Genomic DNA, 21535 nt, shown 5'->3' on the forward strand with positions numbered 1-21535 from the left:
TTGGGTCAAAGGCCGCCTCTCGCAAGAGAGGCGGCCTTTTTTTCATGGCCCCCGCAATCACAAGCTGCACCAGCCTGTGCCTGCATGATGGGCGTGGCCCCTCACATAATGGGGGCAGAAAGGAATCCTTGTGTTGCCCACCGACTCTTCTGATGCTGCTTTCGAGCACATGTTCAATCTGGCGCCTGTCTCGCTGTGGTTGGAGGATTACAGTGCCTTGAAGGCGCTGTTTGAGCGCTGGCGTGTTGAGGGGGTGGAGGACTTGCAAGCCCACTTGCAGTCTGATCCGTTGCTGCTCTCGCAGTGCAGTGCGTCTCTCAAGGTGCTGCGTGTGAACCAGCGCACGCTGGACTTGTTCTCGGCTGCCAGCCAGTCGGAGTTGCTGGGCCAGCTTGCCCAGGTGTTCAGGGATGATATGCACGCCGCCATGGTGCGCGAAATGGTCCAGATGTGGGAGGGGCGGCTGGAGTTCACCAATGAGACTGTGAATTACGCCCTGGATGGTCGGCGGCTTGATGTCCGCATCAGCGTCCGTGTCTTGCCGGGCCACGAGGCGGATTGGGGGCGGGTCTTGGTCTCCCTGGAGGACATCACACAGCAGGTGCAGGGGGCTGCCCGCCTGCGGCGCAGCGAGCAGTACGCGCGGGATTTGTTCGAGTATTCGCCTGTCTCTTTGTGGGTGGAGGACTTCAGCGCCATCAAGTTGTTGCTGGAGGGGGTGCGTGCTCAGGGTATTGTCGATTTCAAAACCTTCTTGAAGGTGCACCCGGAGTTTGTTTCGCGGTGCATGCAAGAAATCCGCGTGATCGATGTGAACCAGCAGACGCTGCAGATGTTTGGTGCCACCTCCAAAGAGCATTTGCTCAACAACATCGGCCGTGTTTTTCGGGGGGAGATGCAAGAGTCCTTTGCGGAGCAGTTGCATGACCTGTGGGATGGCAAGACGGTTCAGCAGCGCGAGGTCACCAACTATTCCCTGTCGGGGGATGCGGTGCACATCCACATGCAGTTCTCTGTGCTGGGCAGCCACCTGGATGATTGGAGTCTGGTGTTGCTGTCGTTGGTGGACATTACCGCGCGCAAGAAGGCAGAGGCCTACTTGGAATATCTGGGCAAGCACGATGTCCTCACCCAGCTGCGCAACCGTGCGTTTTATGCGGAAGAGCTCAACCGCCTGACCCGCAAAGGGCCATGGCCTTTTTCAGTGATCGCCATTGATTTGAATGGTCTCAAGGCCATCAACGATGAGCAGGGGCATGCCGCAGGCGATGCCATGTTGCGCCGTGCGGGCGAGGTACTGGCCAAGGCGGTGGATGCTCCCGCCTGTGCTGCCAGGGTGGGTGGAGATGAGTTTGCGGTATTGCTGCCGGGATTGGACGAGCGCGCGGCCCAGGTCGTGCGTGAGCGCATCCAGTCGTTGATTGAGCTGAACAACCAGTTTTACTCAGGCCAGCCTTTGGGCTTCGCCATAGGCATTGCCTGTTGTCAGTCGGGGGAGGGGGTTGAGGCAGCTTTACACAAGGCCGACCAGGCCATGTACGAGGAAAAGAGGCGCTACTACCAGCAGATTGGTGCAGAGCGCAGGCGCTAGGACTTTTCTGCTGGGGTTGGTGTGAGGGTTGGTGGATGGCTGGCTTGGGCTCCGATCTCAGGCCATCGGTGGTGCAAATAAATCCAAGCCACGAGCCCGATGCCCAGCATCGACAAGGATGCCAGGGCCAGGCCTTGCGTGGAGTGCATGACCATCGGAGAAATCACGCCCGCGACAATTCCGTTGGCGGTGGAGCCGACGAAGGCTTGCAATGACGACGCCATGCCTCTGCGTTCGGGCACTAGGTCCAGCACCAGCAGGGTGACCACGGGCACCATGAGGGCCCAGCCGAAGGCAAAAATGGCGATGGGAAGCAGTGCCCAGGCGGGGTGGGGTGGGATCAGAAAATTCAGCGCAACATTCACGATGCCCACGCTGAACATGATGACGAACCCGTGCCTGATCTGGCGCTTGGGGGCAATGCGCCCAGCCAGTCGTCCGCTGAGCCATGCGCCGCCCATGATGCCGGAGATGGTCAGCACAAAGAACCAGAAAAACTGCGTGGGCGCGAGTTGCAAGTGCTCACCCAAAAAAGCGGGGGCTGAGAGCACGTACAAAAACATGCCGTTGAACGGAATGCCGCTGGCAAAGGCCAGCAGTACAAACTTGGGGCTGGCACCCAATGCCCAATACCCGCGCATCAGGTGTTGCACATTGAACGGCTGGCGGTGTTGGTGGGCCAGCGTTTCGGGCAGCAGCCTGAAGTTGGTGATCCACAGGGTAGCCCCCACCAGGGTTAGGAACCAGAAAATGCTTTGCCAACCCGTGTGCACAAACAGCCAGCCGCCCACAATGGGTGCGATGGCGGGGGCCACCCCAAAGTAGATGGTGACCTGGCTCATCACCTGCTGGGCTTGTGCGGGTGGGAACATGTCGCGGATAACGGCGCGAGATACCACGATGCCCGCCCCTGTAGACAGTCCTTGTACTGCGCGGAAAAAAACCAGCTGTCCAATGTTTTGCGACAGTGCGCACCCGGCGGACGCCAGAGTGAACAGTGCAATGCCCCATAGCACCACCGGCCTGCGTCCGAAGCTGTCTGCCAGCGCGCCATGGAACAGGTTCATGAATGCGAAGCCGAACAGGTAGGCTGACAGCGTTTGCTGCATTTGGATGGGGGTGGCCCCCAGCGCTGTGGCAATGCCTGAAAATGCAGGAATGTAGGTGTCAATGGAGAAGGGTCCCAGCATGCCCAGGATGGCGAGGAGAACGGCCAGTGCCCATTTGGGGCCAGTCCAGAGCGTGTCGGCTTGTGGGTTCATTGCCTGCGTGGATGTTGGAGGGCGCAGAAAGGGATTTTGCGTGCGCAAAAGCAAAAAGCCGAAACTACGATGTAGCTTCGGCTTTTTTGCCTTGCGGCTTTGTTTGGTGGGTCCTGAGTGACTCGAACACTCGACCTACGGATTAAGAGTCCGCTGCTCTACCAACTGAGCTAAGAACCCAAACTTTTTATTTGTCTGCATCGCTGCAGAGACTCGTATTATGCACTACTTTTTAGGCACTTTGCAAATCAGGTCAAAAATTATTGCATCGCGTTGCGGCTGGCCAGCTCTACAAACAGTCCGCTGTGGTCCAGTTCGCCCAGGCCGTGCTCCACGCCGTCGGCGTAGAGGGCTTCAAACAACGCGGTGACGGGAGCATCGAACCCAATCTCTTGCGCTGTGGCCAGCGCGTTGCGCATGTCCTTGAGTTGCACGGCCATGCGGCCTTTGGGGGCGAAGTCGCGCTCGACCATGCGCTGCCCATGCAACTGTAGGATGCGGCTGTCGGCAAAGCCGCCTTGGATGGCTTCCCGCACCTTGGCCATGTCGGCGCCGCCTTTGGCGGCAAACAGCAGGGCCTCGGCCACGGCGCCAATGGTGATGCCCACAATCATCTGGTTGGCCAGCTTGGCCAGTTGCCCACTGCCGTGAGGGCCCACATGGGTTGCGCGGCCCAGCGCGGCAAACACAGGCTGTGCGCGCGCAAAGTCTTCGGGGCGCCCGCCTGCCATGATGGCCAGCGTGCCGTTTTCGGCACCTACGGTGCCTCCAGAGACTGGCGCGTCCAGGTGGGACAGCCCCATTTCATCGAGCCGGGCGGCATGGTCGCGGGCCTCGCGGGGCTGGATGGATGCCATGTCGATCAACAGCGCGCCAGGGCGCATGGCCTGCGCCGTGCCCTGCTCAAACAGCACTTGCTCGACCACCGAGCCGTTTTCCAGCAGGCTCACTACCATGTCCGCGCCTTGCACGGCCTCTGCCGCTGTGGTGTGCACCGCAATACCCAGGGCTGCCAGCGGCTCTGCCTTCGCGCGGGTGCGGTTCCAGGCGTGCACCTGGTGTCCTGCCTGGTGCAGGCGGCGGGCGATGGGGTCACCCATGTTGCCAATGCCCAAAACGGCGATGCGGAGCGAAGGAAGGGTCATGGTTGTGATCTCGCGCGGAGTTGTCTCTGCACGCATGATGTTCCGTTTTGGTGCGTTCAGCCTGTCACGTAGCTTGCAGCTTTGGGGCATTGGCAAGATGATGGAGCCTGTTTTGAAGGAGCCATACGCTATGTCCCTCCCGTTGCATGACCCCGCCTGGCTAGAGCGCATGTACAACAACCGCGCCTTGGTGCCTGACCACATGGATTACCTGCAGCGCTGGGCGCAGGATTCGGCGCAAGTGCGTGCCAACGTGCCCTGTGTTTTGGACGTGGCTTTTGGCGCAGAGGCTGGCGAGACGCTGGACGTCTTTCCGTCAGTACGCCCCGGCGCCGCGGGGGCGCCTGTGCTGGTGTTTATCCACGGCGGCTACTGGCGCTCGCTGGATAAATCGGACCATTCCTTCATCGCGCCCCCCTTTACGCAAGAGGGTTGCTGCGTCGTGGTCGTCAATTACGCGCTGTGCCCCGGTACCCCAGAGTCTCCGGTCACCGTCCCTCATATCGGCAGGCAGATGGAAGCCGCTTTGGCCTGGGTGTGGCGCAACATTGCGCAGCATGGGGGCGACCCGCAGCGGATCACCGTGGCAGGGCACTCGGCGGGTGGGCAACTGGCCGCTTTGCTGCTCACCAGTGTGTGGTCACTCATTGGCAATGGCTTGCCAGATGGCCTGGTGCGCAAGGTGCTTTCCATCTCGGGTGTGCACGATTTGGAGCCCGTGATGTACACCCCGTTTTTGCAGCAAACCCTGCACTTGACCGAGCAGCAGGTGCTGCAGGCCAGCCCTGCGCGCTTGCAGGCCCCGGCGCAGGGCTTGCTTTACAGCGTGGCGGGCGGTGACGAGAGCGAAGAGTTTGCCCGCCAAGCCCGTTTGATTCAGGAGGCCTGGGGCACGCACATCGTGCCGCGCTGCCAGATCCTGCCGGGGCTGCACCACTTCAGTATTGTGGACGCGCTGGCCAAGCCGGGGCATGACCTGCACCACATGGCGCTGAACCTGCTGCGCGCGTGAAGCAGGGGCCACTTCTTGCGGCGTTGCACGCCTTTTCCCTTTTCGTGCGCTGAGCCCGGATGAGGGATGCCGCCAGCGCGGCGGTCCTTGTGCAGCGGCTTGGCACGGGACCGCTACACGCGCCCTGGCGTAGCACAGGCCTCGGCACCTGTGGGCGCTACATCAGCAGGTGCTCGCCCGCGTTGTCACCGCCCAGAATCACGTAGTTCACCTTGCGCACGTCCATGAGCTTGGTGCCACCCGAGTAGCTGATGGAGCTTTGCACATCCTGCTCCATCTCGATCAGCGTGTCGGCCAGCTTGCCCTTGACGGGCTCCAGAATGCGCTTGCCTTCCACGTGCTTGTACTCGCCCTTGTTGAAGTCTGAGGCCGAGCCGTAGTACTCCTTGAACAGCTCACCATCCACCTCCACCGTCTTGCCGGGTGATTCTTCGTGGCCCGCAAACAGCGAGCCGATCATCACCATGCTGGCGCCAAAGCGGATGCTCTTGGCAATGTCGCCGTGGCTGCGGATGCCGCCGTCGGCAATGATGGGCTTGGTGGCCACACGAGCGCACCACTTCAGCGCCGACAGCTGCCAGCCGCCCGTGCCAAACCCCGTCTTGAGCTTGGTAATGCACACCTTGCCCGGGCCCACGCCCACCTTGGTGGCGTCGGCGCCCCAGTTTTCCAGGTCGATGATGGCCTCGGGGGTCGCCACATTGCCTGCGATCACGAACGCCTTGGGCAGGTGCTGCTTGAGGTAACCAATCATGTTCTTCACGCTGTCGGCATGCCCGTGGGCAATGTCGATGGTGATGTACTCGGGCGTGATGCCTTGGGCCACCAACTGGTCCACCGTGTCGTAGTCGGGCTTTTTGACGCCCAGCGAAATCGACGCGTAGCAGCCCTTGGCGTGCATGTCTTTAACGAACTGCAGGTTGTCCAGGTCAAAGCGGTGCATCACGTAGAAGTAGCCGTTTTGCGCCATCCAGGTGCAGATGGTTTCGTCCACCACCGTCTTCATGTTGGCAGGCACGACCGGCAGGCGAAAGCGGCGCCCGCCCAGCTCCACGCTGGCGTCGCACTCCGAGCGGCTTTCCACACGGCACTTGCGGGGCAGCAGCAAAACGTTGTCGTAGTCGAAGATTTCCATGAGATTCCAAGCTCCATCAAAGGACGCGGCAAAAGGATTTTTGCCACGGTGGGCGCTTGGCTTGGGACCGGCCTTGTGGGCGAGGGCGTAAGAGCCAACACCGAACCCTGGTTGCACAGGCACAAAAAACCGGGCGTCAAGAAACTTGGGCCCGGTGATTGATTCTAGGCGCCTATGGCGTGCTTGTCATAACGTCGGCTGTATTACCTGCATACAGACTGGGCTGCTGCCAGCACACGGCCCTGCGCGTCTTGCAGCCAGCCCACCATGTGCAGTCGCTCGGGCTGGGCGCCGGTGGGGATGCGCATGGGGCGGTTCTCCATCCAGTGGAAATGCTCATTTTTTGATAGCTGGCTGCGCTGGTTCCATGAGCCATAGAGCATGTTTCTGACCAAATTCCGCGCCACCGCCGTGCCGTCGCTGCCTGCGGGCACGGCCTCTACCAGCAACAGGTGGTACTGCCAGCCTTCAACGGGCAGCGCCACGCCGGGTGGGCGGGCCAGCGCAATGCCCGTGCCCAGGTAGTCATTGATGGGCGGCCCGTTGGCCACCCGCAGGCGCAGCGGGCGGGCAGGGGGCTGCACAGGCGACACCGCCACATCGGTGCCGGCCGGAGCCGGGCGGCCCAGCGCCTGCAAGCGCTGCACGGCGTCGCTGGTGGCTGCGGCAGACAGTGGCGCGTCATCTCCCTGCGCGCTGGGCACGATCCAGTCCAGCACCACGGTGGTCGTTGCCGATGGCGCAGGCGCCGCCGGGTCGGCCCAGCAGGCCTCGCAGTCGGCGCTGATGAAGCGTTCAAACAGCGCAGTGGGGCGCACGGTGCCATCGCTGCTGCAACTGGCCTGGGCTGCCGCGTAGGGTGCGTGGCATGCCAGGACGGCTGTGGCAAACGTGCTGGCAACAAAGGCAAGGGGTTTCATGCGGGCCATGGGGTGGGGTGGCTTTCTACAATGGGCACATGTTCCCACAAGATATGTTCTCGGACGCGCCCGACAGCGGCGCGCCCCCTGCCCCGGCCGCTGCGGCGGGCCTCTCGCCCCTGTTGCACAACCTCAACCCCGAACAGCTCGCCGCCGTCACCCTGCCCGCAGGCCACGCGCTGATCCTGGCGGGCGCGGGCTCGGGCAAGACCCGTGTGCTCACCACCCGCATCGCCTGGCTGCTGCAAAACGGGCACGCCACGCCCGGCGGCATCCTGGCCGTCACCTTTACCAACAAGGCCGCCAAGGAGATGGTGGCCCGCCTCTCGGCCATGCTGCCCGTGAACGTGCGCGGCATGTGGATTGGCACCTTCCACGGCCTGTGCAACCGGCTTTTGCGCGCCCACCACAAGGCGGCGGGGCTAGCGCAGACCTTCCAGATTCTGGACACGCAAGACCAGCTCTCGGCCATCAAGCGCCTGTGCAAGCAGCACAACGTGGACGACGAGCGCTTTCCGCCCAAGCAGCTGTCGTACTTCATTGCCAATTGCAAGGAAGAAGGCCTGCGCCCTGCAGATGTGGAAGCGCACGACAGTGACGCCCGCAAGAAGGTCGAGATCTACCAGCTCTACGAAGAACAATGCCAGCGCGAAGGCGTGGTGGACTTTGGCGAGCTGATGCTGCGCTCTTACGAGCTGCTGCGCGACAACGACCCAATCCGCGAGCACTACCAGCGCCGCTTTGCCCACATCCTGGTCGATGAGTTCCAGGACACCAACAAGCTGCAATACGCCTGGCTCAAGCAACTGGCGGGCAACGACGTGGGCGGGCGCTACGAGGCGCGCGGTAGCGTGATTGCCGTGGGCGACGACGACCAGAGCATCTACGCCTTTCGTGGCGCGCGCGTGGGCAACATGACCGACTTCGTGCGCGAGTTCGATGTGCAGCGCCAGATCAAACTCGAGCAAAACTACCGCAGCTACAGCAACATCCTCGACTCGGCCAACGCCCTCATCAGCCACAACAGCCGCCGCCTGGGCAAAAACCTGCGCACCACGCAGGGCGCAGGCGAGCCCGTGCGCGTGTACGAGGCCAGCTCCGACCTGGCCGAGGCGCAGTGGATGGTCGATGAGATCAAGCAACTGGTTCGCAGCGACGGGTTTGATCGCAAGGAAATCGCCGTGCTCTACCGCAGCAATGCGCAAAGCCGGGTGATCGAATCGGCGCTGTTCAATGCCAGCGTGCCCTACCGCGTGTACGGCGGCCTGCGCTTTTTCGAGCGCGCTGAAATCAAGCACGCATTGGCGTATCTGCGCCTTTTGGAGAACCCGCACGACGACACCAGCTTCACCCGCGTGGTCAACTTTCCGCCGCGCGGCATTGGCGCGCGCAGCATTGAGGTGCTGCAAGACGCCGCCCGCACCGCTGGCTGCTCGTTGCACGACGCCGTGAGCGCCGTGCCCGGCAAGGCTGGAACCAACTTCAAGGCGTTCGTTGCCATGGTCGACGTGCTGCGTGAGCAGACTGAAGGGCAGAATCTGCGCAGCATCATCGAGCAGGTGCTTGAAACCACCGGCTTGGTCGAGCACTTTCGCACCGAAAAAGAAGGCGCCGACCGCATCGAGAACTTGCAGGAACTCGTTAACGCCGCCGAGAGCTTTGTCACCCAGGAAGGCTTTGGCCGCGACGCGGTGGCGCTGCCGCTGGACGAGCATGGCACACCGCTCACCCAAAGCGTGGTTAGCCAAGGGATCAACCCCAACGCCCCCATGCTCGACGAGCCTTTGAAGCCCGCCGTAGCGGGCATCGTCGACGCCGACACGGGCGAAACCCTCTCGCCCCTGGCCGCCTTCCTCACCCACGCTGCGCTTGAGGCCGGCGACAACCAGGCCCAGGCCGGGCAAGACGCCGTGCAGCTCATGACCGTGCACGCCAGCAAGGGCCTGGAGTTCGACGGTGTGTTCATCGGCGGCATGGAAGAGGGCCTGTTCCCGCACGACAACGCGTCGAGCGACCGCGACGGCCTGGAAGAAGAGCGCCGCCTGATGTACGTGGCCATCACCCGTGCCCGCAAGCGCCTGTACCTCAGCCACTCGCAAACGCGCATGCTGCACGGCCAGACGCGCTACAACGTCAAGAGCCGCTTCTTTGACGAATTGCCCGAAGAGTGCCTCAAGTGGATCACGCCCAAGCAGCAGGGTTTTGGCGCCTATGCTCCTAATTCAGGAGCTGGCAGCGCTTATGGATCAAGCGCTAGAGGCAATTTTGGCTTCAAGTCTGAAACCTTTGCCAGCCCCCCCGTGCCCCCGCAAAAAGCCGCACCCTCGCACGGCCTGCGCGCAGGCATTGCCGTGTTCCACACCAAGTTTGGCGAAGGCAAAGTGCTGGCCATTGAAGGCACGGGTGACGACGCCCGCGCCCAGGTCAACTTCCCGCGCCACGGCACCAAATGGCTAGCGTTGAGTGTGGCCAAGCTGACGGTGGTGGACTGACGCTGACATGAAGCGCTTGCCAAGCATGGCACTTCCGCCCGATCTGCAATGGCGCACGCAGTGGCGTGAATGCCTGCGGCCATGGAAGCTGGCCACGCTGGCGTTGGGCATTGGCCTGCTGCTGTTGGGAGCAGAGCTGACGCCCGCCCCAGACTGGGACGTGCCCATCAGCTTCATCATGGGGCTGCTGGCCTACGCCACCGCGCCCTGGAGCCTGCGGGTACTGGTGCGGCGCCATTGGCGCGCCTTGCCGTTGGCGCTGTTTCTGGCTTGGTTGACTGTGGACGGCTGCTACGCCCTCTACTGGTCTTTGAAAGACCCCGCCGCGCTGGCCCTGATGCGGGATGTGAACTTTCCCGCATCGCTGTCGCTGTATGGCATGTGTGGGCTGGGGTGGCTGTACCAGGGCTCGTTGCGTCAGGCCTGGCAGGCGCTGAAGCAGCCTGCCCGGTAGTTGTCGCCATCAGCCTCTCATCGCCAGCCCGTTCAAACAAACGCCCGATCCTCCAGCCACTGCGTGCTGACCAGGCGACGCTCTCGCGCACAGGGCAACGTCCTGCTCCACGGCACCGGGTTGTTGGCGTTGATCTTGGCCAAACTGACTGTGTTGGATGGAGCGCGAAAGCTGGGCCCTGGCACGGCGATGGGTCGGGCAGGGCGGGTTATGCTGTGGCCCCAGTTAACATTTGGACACCAACGGGCCCGATGAGTACGAGCAACTTCAGTTTTCTGACCTCCCACTCCCCCTTGCTGGCCGAGCTGGGCGCCACCGCCGAACGCCTCTACCCCTACGACCCCGCCAGTTGCGTCCTCAAGCTGCGCCTGCTGGCCGAAAGCCTCACGCAAGAGGTGGCTGACCGCATTGGCCTCACGGTGGGCCAAAGCACCCAGGCCGAGCTGCTGCGCGCCGTGGACCAGCGCCTGGGGCTGGACGCGCAGGTGCGCCAGATGTTGCATGTGCTGCGCCAGCGCGGCAACGAGGCCGCGCACCAGGTCAACCACCGCATTGGCTACCGCGAGGGGCTCGAATCCCTCAAGCTCGCCCGCGAGCTGGCCCTGTGGTTCCACCGCACCTTTGGCAACGCGCCGCAGTTCAAGCCCGGCCCGTTTGTCCTGCCCGACGACCCCAGCCAAAAGCTCGTCACCCTGCAGCGGCAAATCACCGCGCTGCAAGGCCAACTGCAGCAAACCCAGACCGCCCAAGCGGCCCAGGCAGAACTGGCCCAACTGCTCGAAGCCCAGGCCGCGCAAGAGCGCGACATGGCCCAGCGCGCGCAAGAAGAGCGCGCCATTTACGAACAACTGGCCGAAGACGCCAGCCAGCGCCTGGCCGACCTGCAAACAGCCCTGCAAGAACGCCAGCGCGCCGACGCCGCAGCCAAGGCCGCAGCCCCCGCAGCCACCATAGCCACCATAGCCACCATAGCCACCACAGCCACCACAGCCACCACAGCCACCACAGCGCAGGGCGACGCCGCTGCCCTGCGCCTGTGGGCCGAGCGCTCAGCCCAGGCCGCCCAGCAAGTGCAGATGGACGAGGCCGCCACCCGGCTGCTGATCGACCAACAGCTCATCGACGCTGGCTGGGAGGCCGACACCGTCCACAGCACCCACGCCCGAGGCGCCCGCCCCGAAAAAGGCAAAAACAAAGCCATTGCCGAGTGGCCCACCCAGGGCAAGCAAAGCGCCGACTACATCCTGTTTGCCGGGCTCACCCCCATTGCAGCGGTCGAGGCCAAGCGCCTGAACACCAACGTGGCGGGCAAAATTCCGCAGGCCGAGCGCTACGCCCGGGGCCTGCCATTGGCCCCTGAGCACCAGCCCGCCTGGGCGGTGGAGGGCCGCGCCGCCCCCTGGCCCGATGGCGAAGGCGGCAGCTTTCAGTTGCCGTTTGTGTACTCGTGCAATGGCCGCCCGCTCATCAAGCAAAGCCCCGAGGCCAGCGGCACCTGGCACCGCGACGTGCGCCAAACCGCCAACCTGCGCAAGGTGCTGCCCGGCTTTCACTCGCCCCAGGGCCTGCTCGACCAACTCACCCGCTCCAAAGCCGACGCCCAGGCCCGCTTGGCGCAAGAGAGCTTTGCCTACCTGCGCCTGCGCGACTACCAGGTCAAAGCCATTGCGGCCGTCGAAGCGGCCTTGGCCCAGGGCCAAAGCAACTGCCTGCTCGCCATGGCCACCGGCACCGGCAAAACCCGCACCATCATTGGCCTGATGTACCGGTTCTTGAAGGCCGAGCGCTTTCGCCGCATCTTGTTTTTGGTGGACCGCACCGCCCTGGGCACCCAGGCCATGGACAACTTCAATGAAGCCCCGCTGGAGCAAGACCAGCCCCTGTCCAAGATCTACAACATTGCCGACCTGGGCGACATGGCCGCCCAGGCCGAAACCCGCGTGCAAGTGGCCACCGTGCAGGCCATGGCGCGCCGCATTTTGGGCAGCGACAACCCGCCCCCGCTCGATGCCTACGACTGCATCATCGTGGACGAAGCCCACCGTGGCTACACGCTCGACCAAGACATGACCGAGGGCGAACTCGCCCTGCGCGACCCGGCCCAGTACCTCAGCAGCTACCGCCGCGTGCTCGACTACTTTGACGCCGCCAAAATCGGCCTGACTGCCACCCCCGCCCAGCACACCAGCGAGATTTTTGGCAAACCGGTCTACACCTACTCCTACCGCGAAGCCGTGGCCGACGACTGGCTCATCGACTACGAGCCGCCCATCCGCTACGAAACCCTGCTCAGCAAGCACGGCATCCACTTCGCCAAGGGCGACACGGTAGAGAGCCTGAACCTCAGCACCGGCGAGATCGAAGCCGCCGAGCTCGACGACGAGCTGCACTTTGAGGTGGAGAGCTTCAACCGCCGCGTCATCAACGAAGACTTCAACCGCATCATCTGCGAGCAACTGGCCCAGGAGCTGGACCCGCTGGGCGAAGAAAAAACCATGGTTTTTTGCGCCACCGATGCGCACGCCGACATGGTGGTGCGCCTGCTGGGCCAGGCGTTTGAGGGCATCTACGGCGAGCAATACAACCAGGCCGCCGTGCAAAAAATCACCGGCGCGTGTGACAAGGTAGACCAGCTGATTCGCCGCTACAAAAACGAACGCTTTCCCAGCATCGCCGTCACCGTAGACCTGCTCACCACCGGCATCGACGTGCCCGCCATCTGCCACTTGGTGTTCATGCGCCGGGTGAAGTCGCGCATCTTGTACGAGCAGATGATTGGCCGCGCCACCCGCCGCTGCGACGACATTGGCAAAACCGTCTTCAAGATTTACGACCCGGTGGACCTGTACGCCACCCTGCAAAGCGTCAACACCATGAAGCCGCTGGTCAAAAACCCGCAGGTCGACATGGAGCAACTGCTCGACGAACTGAACCACCCCACCGCCTACACCGCCCCCGGCAGCGCACCTGGCCGCAGCCACGCGCACGACGTGCTCGACGAGCTGAACCAAAAGCTCATGCGCGTGCTGCGCAGCGCCCAGCACAAGGCCGACAAACACCCTGCGCTGAAAGAGCGGCTGGACGCGCTAGAGCAGCAATGGGGCGTGCCGCCTGTAGAGCTGCACCGCCACCCGCCTCACCCCCGCGCTGTTGGCCAAGGCCTTTCGCGGCGAGCTGGTGCCGCAAGACCCGAACGACGAGCCCGCCGCCGAGCTGCTGCGCCGCCTGCAGGCCCAGCGCGCCACGGCGGCGCCCGCGTCCAAAGCCGGTGCGGGCAGGGGGCGGGGCCGCAAGGCGGCGGCTGTGGCCGATATGTAGTGAAAATGGCCGCCAGCACTTATAAAACAAGCGCTGGTAGCTACTGATTTGATAGTGAATGATGCATTACCACCAGAACGGGAACCGCGTGGCATGAGCGATATCCAGCTATTCCGCATCCAGGCCGGGCAGGCCACGGCGCTGCAGGGCGAGGCGTCTGACCTGGAGAAGCCGCTGCAGACGCTGATCGAGGCCAACCTGGAGGTGCTGCTGGGCATCCGCTTTCTGGCCACCGAATACTCCACGGGCAAGACGCATGGCGGGCGCATTGACACGCTGGGCATGGACGAGAACCACTGCCCGGTGATCATTGAATACAAGCGCTCGGTGGGCGAGAACGTGATCAACCAGGGCCTGTTTTACCTGGACTGGTTGATGGACCACCGGGCCGAGTTCAAGCTGCTGGTGCTGGAGCAACTGGGCCGTGCGGCGGCCGACGCGATTGACTGGAGCGCGCCGCGCCTGGTGTGCATTGCGGCAGATTTCACCAAATACGACGGGCATGCGGTGCAGCAGATCCAGCGCAGCATTGAGCTCATGCGCTACCGCCGCTTTGGCCGCGAGTTGCTGTTGCTGGAGCTGGCCCATGCGTACTCGCCCCCGCAGGCGCCGCGCCGGGTGGGCAGCAGCCCGGCGGTGGCGGTGCAGCAGGCACAGCCGCCTGCCACCCGCTCTGGCCTGCCGCCCACGTCAACCCCCGCCGCAGTGCAGCCTACCGCGTTGCCTACAGCGCTGCTAACAGGGCTGCCAACTGGGCTGCCTACAGCGCTGGGCGCCAAGCCCGTGGGGCCAGACAAAGCTTACGCAGACATCCTGGCTACGTTGCCCGAGCCGTTGCTGGATGTGCTGGCCTCGCTGGAGGACTACACCTTGTCGCTGGGCGACGATGTGCAGCGCAAAGAGCTGCGGCTGTACCTGGCGTTCAAGCGCATCAAGAACTTTGCCAGCGTGGTGCTGCAGCGCACGCGCGTGCTGCTGTACCTGCGGCTGGAGCCCGCGCACAGCCTGCCCGCCATCCAGGCCGTGCTGCCGGGCGCGCGCGATGTGTCGCAGCTGGGCCACTGGGGCACGGGCGATGTGGAGTTGGCGCTGGCCACCATGGCCGACCTGGATGCGGCCAAGCCCTTCATCGCGCAGGCGTACCAGGGGCGGGGAGCGGCTGCGGCGTAGGCCGGGGGATCTGGGCGTGGGTGGCTGTGGACCGGCTGTCGATGGCTATCGACGGTCGTTGATGGCTTGGTGTGAGGGGGCGGTGTGCGTGGTGTAGGTGTGTGGTGCGGGTGCGCTGCGCCACGCGGTGTGGGCCAGTGCTCGTCCAGGCAAGCGCTCTGCCGGTCTCTGCCGCGCGGGTGCGTTCACGGCCGTTCACGCTGAGCTGGTCGCAGCGCTGCGCAGGCTTCACCCCTTCTCTCCAGCTCTCTCCAACTCTCTCCAGTCCTCTCCGGCCCTCTCCAGCAAGGGGCGGGGGCGTAACGCGCCTGGCCGTTGCAGTGCGGTGGTTGTGCCGTGAAAGCGCCTGATGGGCGACTGGCCTCAGACTGCCCATCCGCTGGCCGTTCAGGCTGAGCTTGTCGAAGCCAGGGCGCTATTTGCACACATCCCTTCGACGGGCTCAGTGCGCGCGGTGTGTCTGAGGCAGGTAACTATTCAAGTAAAAATGGCCTTGAGCGCTTATGTATCAAGCGCTGGTAGCTATGATATTGATAGTAATCGGCCGCAGCTCCGGCTTCGGGTGGCGCTGCCCGAGCGGGTGGGGGCGTGCGGGGCGGCTGCCTCTGCGTTGGCAGGGCCTGCCCGATCGGGGTGGCGCAGGATGGGTCTGCTTCGCCGTTCTTTATCCCAGCGGACGAGTGCGCCGTCCTGCGGGGGCCCCCAGGCGCAAAGCACAGCCACAGGCCCATCGCGAGCCTTGGCAATCGCGCCAGCGGTGTCGTGAATGTGCCGCGCTGCAGACCATCTGAATCCGCCAACGCTCACGGCGCGCAATGGAGCGCAGAGGGCCCCCTGGGTGTGAACTATTTTTGTTTACATCTTGGATTTCTCTGGCTACATTGCGGCGGTTTTTTCCACAAGGCTGGTTACCCGAAACGCTGTGGCCCACCCCATGGCCACACATCCCTGTGGTCAGTTGCATTCACAGTGCGTATTTATAAGGATTTTCATGTTTGCCTGGACCTGGTCGCCCCATGCTCGGCCCATCCTCGTTTTTGCCCGGTATTTGGGCGGCTCTCACCGCCCTTTGCGCCACCTGCTGGCGCTGGTTTTACTGCTGTGCCTTGCATTGGCGTGGTCGGGTAGCGCCCATGCCCAGGTGCAACAAGGCCCTGCTGGCCTGGCCAGCGGTTTGAAGTCAGTGACCGTGGGGTTAGGGCATGCTTGTGCGCTGACCAATGGCGGGGCTGTGTACTGCTGGGGCAGTAACAGCAGCGGGCAATTGGGCGATGGCACGACCACCCAGCGCACCACGCCAGTGGCTGTATCAGGCTTGCCCGGCGGTGTGATTGAGGTGGCTGCAGGTGCTTATCACACCTGTGCCAGAACCAATAATAGTGTGTACTGTTGGGGCGAAAACACCTATGGCCAACTGGGCGACGACTCGAATATCCAGCGCAATACGCCAGTGGCTGTTCCTGGGCTGAATGAACCTGTGTATGCCCTGGCAGCGGGCATTCAACACACCTGCGCAATGGCCAACGGGGAAACGTTTTGCTGGGGTCGCAATGGCGACGGTCAACTGGGGGATCGCTTTACGGACGACCAAGACACGCCACGGGCGGTGTATCGACTGCCGTTTGGCGCGCTCAACCTGGCAGCAGGATGGGGCCACAGTTGCGCGGCGATCACCCCCTCCAGCAACACGCAAATTTATTGCTGGGGAAAAAACGACCGAGGACAGCTGGGCGACGGAACAACCACCCAGCGCCTGGAGTTCGTGCAGGTGTCCACACAGACGGGTGCAGCGCGGTCCCTGGCAGCGGGGGACTTGCACACTTGTGTAGTGAATGGCGCCGGTACCATGTCTTGCTGGGGTTACAACAGTGACGGCCAGCTTGGCGACGGAACAACCACCCAGCGCAACACGCCAACCGTGGTAGCCAGCGGAATGAAAGCTGCTGCTGTGGGCCTCGGTCACACCTGCGCGTTGACCAGCGCTGGGGCTGTGTTTTGCACAGGCCGAAACAATGCCGGCCAGTTGGGTGATGGCAGCGGCGTAGATCGCTCTGCGCTTGTGGCCGTGCCAGACCTGAGTGATGTGCAGAGCCTGGACGCAGGCGGCTTTGGAACCTGCGCGGTTACGGCTTTAGGCGGGGGGTACTGTTGGGGCAGCAACGGCAGTGGGCAGCTGGGAGATGGCACCACCACGACAAGCCTGTCGCCCGTATCGGTCATCGCCGCCATGGCGCCCACAGGCGTGCAAGCCGTGGCAGGAGACAGCGCGGTAACCGTCAGCTGGGCGCCACCCCCATCAAACCACGGCACCATCAGCAGTTACACCGTTACGGCCAGAGCAGGCCCGGCGGTAGGCTCGTGCACCATCACCGCCCCGACCACCGCCTGCACGATCAATGGCCTGACCAACGGCACAGCCCACACCTTCACCGTCAAGGCTACCAATGACTTGGGTAGCAGCGACGAATCGTCAGGCGTCACAGCCACCCCGCAGGTGATCACGCAACCCGCACTGCCGCTGCCCGGAGGCGGCAACGCCTCGGTGACCATTGGCGGCGGCACGCCAGGCTGCACGATCGCCTCTGCGCAGTTTGACAACAATGTGCCCGCAGGCGCGCCAGCGCGTGCCACGTTCCCGCATGGCGTGTTCCGCTTTGAGGCCACAGGCTGCGCAGGCGCGACGCTGGCGGTGTCCATCACCTACCCCACAGCGTTGGCGACGGGCGTGCAGTTGCTCAAGCACGGGCCCAAGACGGCGGGTGGTGCATCGGAATGGTTCACGCCGACCACGGTGTCTATCAGCGCAGACCGGAAGACCGTGAACTACACGGTGACGGACAACGGCGAGGGTGATAGCGACACCACGGTGGGCACGATTCGCGACCCGTTTGCGCCCATGCTGGTGGTGCCCGGCGCACCCACGGTGCCCCGCAACGTGCAGGCTGTGGCAGGTGATGGGGCGGTGGCCGTGAGCTGGACGGCTCCTGCCTCCGACAACGACAGCGCCATCCAAAGCTACACCGTCACGGCCAGCCCTGGCTCGCCAGCGCGCACCTGCACCATCGCTGCCCCGGCCACCACCTGCAAGGTCGATGGTCTGAGCAACGGCACCACCTACACCTTCACCGTCAAGGCCCTCAACGGCGTGGGCGAAAGCGACAGCTCTGCAGGCGTCACAGCCACGCCGCAGGTAATGACGCGCCCATCCCTGCCACTGCCCAGTGGCGGCAACGCCTCGGTGACCATTGGCGGCGGCACGCCAGGCTGCACGATCGCCTCTGCGCAGTTTGACAACAATGTGCCCGCAGGCGCGCCAGCGCGTGCCACGTTCCCGCATGGCGTGTTCCGCTTTGAGGCCACAGGCTGCGCAGGCGCGACGCTGGCGGTGTCCATCACCTACCCCACAGCGTTGGCGACGGGCGTGCAGTTGCTCAAGCACGGGCCCAAGACGGCGGGTGGTGCATCGGAATGGTTCACGCCGACCACGGTGTCTATCAGCGCAGACCGGAAGACCGTGAACTACACGGTGACGGACAACGGCGAGGGTGATAGCGACACCACGGTGGGCACGATTCGCGACCCGTTTGCGCCCGTGTTGTTGCCTGCTCCCCCCGTAGGCGCGACATCGATTCCTACACTGAGCGAATGGGGCCTGTTATGGATGTCTTTGTTGGCCGCAGCCATGGGGATGTGGACTGTGCGCCGACGCTCAGTGTGAGGATGCTGAGAGCGGCTCGCATCGCACCCTGGGGCGTTTTGCACAGGTTTGTTGCACCGCTCATGCTTGCCGTGGCTTGGTGTACGCCCAGGGCTTTTTAGGTCATTGGCGTCGATTTTTTATGGAAAAAGTGGCCTGATTAGCTACTTACCTCAGATACCCGCAGCACTTTCAAAGGCAGTGGCCCAGCAGTCACCAAGGCTTTCAACAGCCTGGGCAGCATGGCAGGCAGATCAAAGCGGCGGTTGAATCGCCAGCAGAACTCGGCCAAGTAGCGCTGTGCATACCTGGTATGGTCAAACGAGTGATAGGTGCCCGCCATGCTGGTCTTGAGGTTGCCCAGCAAGGTGTTCACCCAACGCAGCTGAGGTGTCTGTGCCCCCTTGCGCCCACCGCCAGTCACGTAGCGCTCATGCGTAGCCTGCGCCTGCTGCACTTGCGCAAAGGCCCGAGTGCCGTCGCTGACCACGTGGCAGCGCGCCGCTAGGTGAGCCTGTGCCCATTGCCGCATGTGCTCGTTGGTGAAGTCCGCCACAGGTGTCAGGCACATGTACAGGGGCCGGCCATCGGTGCTGGTCTGCACCGCAGCGACGAAGGCCGTCTTGTTGGCTGCGCGGCGCCCGCCGTTGATGTGTCCTGCCCGCTCGCCCCCAAGGTAGGCATCGTCAATCTCCACCCGCCCTTGCAGCAGGTAGCGCGCATCGCGCTGGGCCATGGCCTGCATCAGTTTGTGCTTCATCAGCCATGCCGTTTTGTAGGACACGCCCAACTGGCGCTTGAGCGCCAGGGCGCTGATGGCATTCTTGTTCTGCGTCAGCAGGTACATGGCCAGGAACCACAGCCTCAGGGGCACATGGGAGTGTTCCATTACAGTGCCCACGATGGAGGAGCTTTGGTAGCCACAAAGGAAGCACTCCCACAGCAGTCGACCCGTGCCATTGCGGGTGTGAAAAAAGCGCTTGCAGCCGCAGTGCGCGCACCGCCAGCCCAAGGGCCATCGTGCGCCCACCAGGGCCTGCTCGCACTGCTGCTCGCTGCAGTAAAGGCTCTGAAACTGAGGCAGTGACAGGCCCCGTTGGAACTGGATCGCGTTGATGGACATCGCTTGCTCCTTGGCGCCGAGAACTCGGCATGTCCGTTGGAGTCCTGCGCCTAGGCTTTGTTCTGCTCACTCTGAGATATGTCGCTAATCAGGAAAAGTGGCCGCTAGCGCTTGTAGATAAGGCGCTGGCAGCTATCTTTTTAGGAGTTCTGGGGTGGCTCGCTGCAGCTTCGACAGGTTCAGCCCGAACGGTGGGAGTGCGCAGGATGTCCAGCCCGAGTGGGCGAGGGTGGTGGTGCCGCAGTCGTCAAAACTCCAGGTTGTCAATCAGCCGCGTGCTGCCCAGCCGTGCGGCGCCCAGGGTCACGAGGGTGCCTGCGCCGTCGTGGGCGGTGGCGGGTTGCAGGTCGGTGCGGCGGCGCACCGTGAGGTAGTCGGGCTGCCAGCCTCGGGCGCGCAGCACGTCCATGGCTTGTTGCTCTAGCGCGTGGCGCGGGGCGGTGATGTCGTTGTGCTGCAGTGCGGCCAGCCAGCGCTCGCTCAGTTGCTGCAGTGCTTGCGACAGGGCCACGGCTTCTTGGCGCTCTTGCAGGCTCAGGTAGCCGTTGCGCGAGCTCAGGGCCAGGCCATCCGGTGCGCGGGCGGTGTCGCCCGCCACGATGGCGATGGGCAGCGCAAACTGCTGCACCATCTGGCGGATGACCATGAGCTGCTGGTAGTCCTTCTTGCCAAACACGGCCACGCCGCCCGTCTGGCCCAGCACGCAGGCAAACAGCTTCATCACCACAGTGGCCACGCCCGTGAAAAAGCCGGGGCGAAAGTGGCCTTCGAGCAAGTCGGCCAGGGCGGCGTCGGGGTGCACCTTGAAGGTTTGCGGCTGGGGGTACAGGTCGGTTTCGCGCGGGGCAAACAGCACATCGCAGCCCGCGCCTTGCAGGGCGGCGCAGTCGGCCTCCCAGGTGCGGGGGTAGCTGTCAAAGTCTTCGTGCGGCAAAAACTGCAGGCGGTTGACAAAGATGCTGGCCACCGTCACGTCGCCCAGGGGCTTGGCCTGGCGCACCAGGCTGATGTGGCCTTCGTGCAGGTTGCCCATGGTGGGCACAAATGCGGGGCGGCGGTAGGGGGCCAGGGCCTGGCGCAGTTCGTCGATGGTGTGGGTGATGAGCATGGGGTGGGGTCAGGTGCAATGGGTTGCTAGGGGTGTGTAGTGGGCCGGTGCGTCGATCCACCTCCGTTCGCCCTGAGCTTGTCGAAGGGCTTTTACCAGAGTGCGCCTTGGCTTCGACAGGCTCAGCCCGAACGGTTGGAGGTGTGCCCCGGCTTTGACGGGCTCAGCCTGAACGTGCGGGAGTGGAGCATGGGTTCAGGGCTTACCAGGCGTGCAGTGCGTTGTCGGGGAAGCGGCCTTGCTTGACGGCTTGCACATAAGCCTCCATGGCCCCGCGCACGCTGCCCGCGTCCTGCATGAAGTTGTGGACGAACTTGGGCATCTTGCCCAGGTTCATGCCCAGCATGTCGTGCAACACCAGCACCTGGCCTGCGGTGCCGTTACCCGCGCCAATGCCGATGGTGTGGCAGTGGGGCAGCTCGGCCGTCAGCTCGGCGGCCAGGGTGGTGGGCACCATCTCCAGCACCAGCATGGTGGCACCGGCGTTTTGCAGGTCGTGGGCGTCTTGGCGCAGGGTGCGGGCGGCCTCGTCGGTTTTGCCCTGCACGCGGTAGCCGCCCAGGGCGTGTACGGTTTGCGGCGTCAGGCCCAGGTGGGCGCACACGGGCACGCCGCGCTGCACCAGAAATTCGACCGTCGGTGCTGTCCAGCCGCCGCCTTCGAGCTTGACCATGTGCGCGCCCGCCTGCATCAGCGTGCAGGCGCTGCGCAGTGCTTGTTCGCGGCTTTCGGCATAGGTGCCGTAGGGCAGGTCGGCCACCAACCAGGCCGTGCCCTGCACGCGCTGCAGGCCGCGCGCCACGCTGGCGGTGTGGTAGGCCATGGTGTCCAGCAGCACGCCCACGGTGCTGGGCAGGCCCTGGCACACCATGCCCAGCGAGTCGCCCACCAGGATGCAGTCCACGCCCGCCGCATCGGCCACGGCGGCAAAGGTGGCGTCGTAGGCGGTGAGCATGGTGATTTTTTCTCCGGCCTCGCGCATTTGGGCCAGGCGCGGCAGGCTCACGGGGCGGCGCTGGGGCAGGGGTGATGCAGGGGGCAGGGTGCCGTAAGGGGTGGTGCTGGGTTGGCTCATACAAGCTCGCCCTCGTGGGGGCGTCGTCTCCAA

The 21535-nt window shown here is 63.9% G+C and carries 14 protein-coding genes and 1 tRNA gene; 7 read left to right on the forward strand and 8 right to left on the reverse strand.

Features of this window, described 5'->3' with window-relative positions:
* Positions 1 to 169 precede the first annotated feature (169 nt).
* Positions 170 to 1591 carry a sensor domain-containing diguanylate cyclase gene (locus C8C98_RS14690; protein WP_121456283.1) on the forward strand — a complete coding sequence of 474 codons (1422 nt, stop codon included), beginning with the start codon at positions 170 to 172 and terminating at the stop codon, positions 1589 to 1591.
* Here C8C98_RS14690 and C8C98_RS14695 read toward each other — a convergent pair.
* From C8C98_RS14695 to C8C98_RS14705, 3 genes are all read right to left on the reverse strand, one after another.
* A complete protein-coding gene (locus C8C98_RS14695; RefSeq protein WP_121454878.1) occupies positions 1588 to 2853 on the reverse strand; it encodes a multidrug effflux MFS transporter in 1266 nt (421 codons plus the stop codon). The two genes, C8C98_RS14690 and C8C98_RS14695, sit on opposite strands and share 4 nt — an antisense overlap.
* A 104-nt stretch (positions 2854 to 2957) precedes the next feature.
* Positions 2958 to 3033 (reverse strand) — tRNA-Lys (locus tag C8C98_RS14700).
* Between the two features lie 80 nt (positions 3034 to 3113).
* Complete coding sequence (locus C8C98_RS14705) at positions 3114 to 4034, reverse strand: NAD(P)-dependent oxidoreductase (protein ID WP_121456284.1); 921 nt, start codon at positions 4032 to 4034, stop codon at positions 3114 to 3116.
* 94 nt (positions 4035 to 4128) lie between these two features.
* Between C8C98_RS14705 and C8C98_RS14710 the strand changes: the two genes are divergently transcribed.
* Positions 4129 to 5010: an alpha/beta hydrolase gene (locus tag C8C98_RS14710; RefSeq protein WP_121454879.1), complete on the forward strand. Its 882-nt coding sequence runs from the start codon at positions 4129 to 4131 to the stop codon at positions 5008 to 5010.
* Between the two features lie 157 nt (positions 5011 to 5167).
* Here C8C98_RS14710 and C8C98_RS14715 read toward each other — a convergent pair whose 3' ends face one another.
* Both C8C98_RS14715 and C8C98_RS14720 read right to left on the reverse strand, forming a co-directional pair.
* Complete coding sequence (locus C8C98_RS14715; RefSeq protein ID WP_121454880.1) at positions 5168 to 6145, reverse strand: GMP reductase; 978 nt, start codon at positions 6143 to 6145, stop codon at positions 5168 to 5170.
* A gap of 203 nt (positions 6146 to 6348) precedes the next feature.
* Positions 6349 to 7065: a hypothetical protein gene (locus C8C98_RS14720; protein WP_121456285.1), complete on the reverse strand. Its 717-nt coding sequence runs from the start codon at positions 7063 to 7065 to the stop codon at positions 6349 to 6351.
* A gap of 38 nt (positions 7066 to 7103) precedes the next feature.
* On the opposite strand from C8C98_RS14720, the gene C8C98_RS14725 reads away from it, so the two are divergent.
* The 5 genes from C8C98_RS14725 to C8C98_RS14745 all read left to right on the forward strand — a co-directional run bounded on the left by C8C98_RS14725 (position 7104) and on the right by C8C98_RS14745 (position 18217).
* Positions 7104 to 9557: a UvrD-helicase domain-containing protein gene (locus tag C8C98_RS14725; protein WP_121454881.1), complete on the forward strand. Its 2454-nt coding sequence runs from the start codon at positions 7104 to 7106 to the stop codon at positions 9555 to 9557.
* 7 nt (positions 9558 to 9564) lie between these two features.
* Positions 9565 to 10011, forward strand: coding sequence for a hypothetical protein (locus C8C98_RS14730; RefSeq protein ID WP_233574555.1), 447 nt, complete (start codon positions 9565 to 9567; stop codon positions 10009 to 10011).
* A 251-nt stretch (positions 10012 to 10262) separates the two neighbouring features.
* The gene (gene hsdR / locus C8C98_RS14735; protein WP_121454883.1) at positions 10263 to 13376 is read left to right on the forward strand and encodes a type I restriction-modification system endonuclease; all 3114 of its coding nucleotides are present in this window, start codon (positions 10263 to 10265) and stop codon (positions 13374 to 13376) included.
* A 46-nt stretch (positions 13377 to 13422) separates the two neighbouring features.
* Entirely contained in the window at positions 13423 to 14499 is a 1077-nt protein-coding gene (locus tag C8C98_RS14740) for a DUF5655 domain-containing protein (protein WP_121454884.1), read from the forward strand.
* Between the two features lie 991 nt (positions 14500 to 15490).
* Positions 15491 to 18217 (forward strand): IPTL-CTERM sorting domain-containing protein, encoded by a 2727-nt coding sequence (locus C8C98_RS14745; RefSeq protein WP_158600173.1) that lies wholly within the window; start codon positions 15491 to 15493, stop codon positions 18215 to 18217.
* Between the two features lie 139 nt (positions 18218 to 18356).
* Here the strand turns inward: C8C98_RS14745 and C8C98_RS14750 are convergent, their stop codons facing one another.
* The 3 genes from C8C98_RS14750 to panB all read right to left on the reverse strand — a co-directional run bounded on the left by C8C98_RS14750 (position 18357) and on the right by panB (position 21502).
* The gene (locus tag C8C98_RS14750; RefSeq protein WP_121452643.1) at positions 18357 to 19319 is read right to left on the reverse strand and encodes an IS1595 family transposase; all 963 of its coding nucleotides are present in this window, start codon (positions 19317 to 19319) and stop codon (positions 18357 to 18359) included.
* Positions 19320 to 19566: 247 nt separating this feature from the next.
* Complete coding sequence (gene panC / locus C8C98_RS14755) at positions 19567 to 20427, reverse strand: pantoate--beta-alanine ligase (RefSeq protein WP_121454886.1); 861 nt, start codon at positions 20425 to 20427, stop codon at positions 19567 to 19569.
* 202 nt (positions 20428 to 20629) lie between these two features.
* Entirely contained in the window at positions 20630 to 21502 is an 873-nt protein-coding gene (gene panB, locus C8C98_RS14760; RefSeq protein WP_121454887.1) for a 3-methyl-2-oxobutanoate hydroxymethyltransferase, read from the reverse strand.
* Positions 21503 to 21535: the final 33 nt, after the last annotated feature.

Source organism: Acidovorax sp. 106, from assembly GCF_003663825.1.
Lineage (GTDB): Bacteria > Pseudomonadota > Gammaproteobacteria > Burkholderiales > Burkholderiaceae_C > Acidovorax.

What these genes read in the sequence shown, in the direction of transcription:
- C8C98_RS14690 (WP_121456283.1), top strand. Translation starts at nt 170, where the DNA reads ATGTTCAATCTGGCGCCTGTCTCGCTGTGGTTGGAGGATTACAGTGCC.
- C8C98_RS14695 (WP_121454878.1), bottom strand. Translation starts at nt 2,853, where the DNA reads ATGAACCCACAAGCCGACACGCTCTGGACTGGCCCCAAATGGGCACTG.
- C8C98_RS14705 (WP_121456284.1), bottom strand. Translation starts at nt 4,034, where the DNA reads ATGCGTGCAGAGACAACTCCGCGCGAGATCACAACCATGACCCTTCCT.
- C8C98_RS14710 (WP_121454879.1), top strand. Translation starts at nt 4,129, where the DNA reads ATGTCCCTCCCGTTGCATGACCCCGCCTGGCTAGAGCGCATGTACAAC.
- C8C98_RS14715 (WP_121454880.1), bottom strand. Translation starts at nt 6,145, where the DNA reads ATGGAAATCTTCGACTACGACAACGTTTTGCTGCTGCCCCGCAAGTGC.
- C8C98_RS14720 (WP_121456285.1), bottom strand. Translation starts at nt 7,065, where the DNA reads ATGAAACCCCTTGCCTTTGTTGCCAGCACGTTTGCCACAGCCGTCCTG.
- C8C98_RS14725 (WP_121454881.1), top strand. Translation starts at nt 7,104, where the DNA reads ATGTTCCCACAAGATATGTTCTCGGACGCGCCCGACAGCGGCGCGCCC.
- C8C98_RS14730 (WP_233574555.1), top strand. Translation starts at nt 9,565, where the DNA reads ATGAAGCGCTTGCCAAGCATGGCACTTCCGCCCGATCTGCAATGGCGC.
- hsdR (WP_121454883.1), top strand. Translation starts at nt 10,263, where the DNA reads ATGAGTACGAGCAACTTCAGTTTTCTGACCTCCCACTCCCCCTTGCTG.
- C8C98_RS14740 (WP_121454884.1), top strand. Translation starts at nt 13,423, where the DNA reads ATGAGCGATATCCAGCTATTCCGCATCCAGGCCGGGCAGGCCACGGCG.
- C8C98_RS14745 (WP_158600173.1), top strand. Translation starts at nt 15,491, where the DNA reads ATGTTTGCCTGGACCTGGTCGCCCCATGCTCGGCCCATCCTCGTTTTT.
- C8C98_RS14750 (WP_121452643.1), bottom strand. Translation starts at nt 19,319, where the DNA reads ATGTCCATCAACGCGATCCAGTTCCAACGGGGCCTGTCACTGCCTCAG.
- panC (WP_121454886.1), bottom strand. Translation starts at nt 20,427, where the DNA reads ATGCTCATCACCCACACCATCGACGAACTGCGCCAGGCCCTGGCCCCC.
- panB (WP_121454887.1), bottom strand. Translation starts at nt 21,502, where the DNA reads ATGAGCCAACCCAGCACCACCCCTTACGGCACCCTGCCCCCTGCATCA.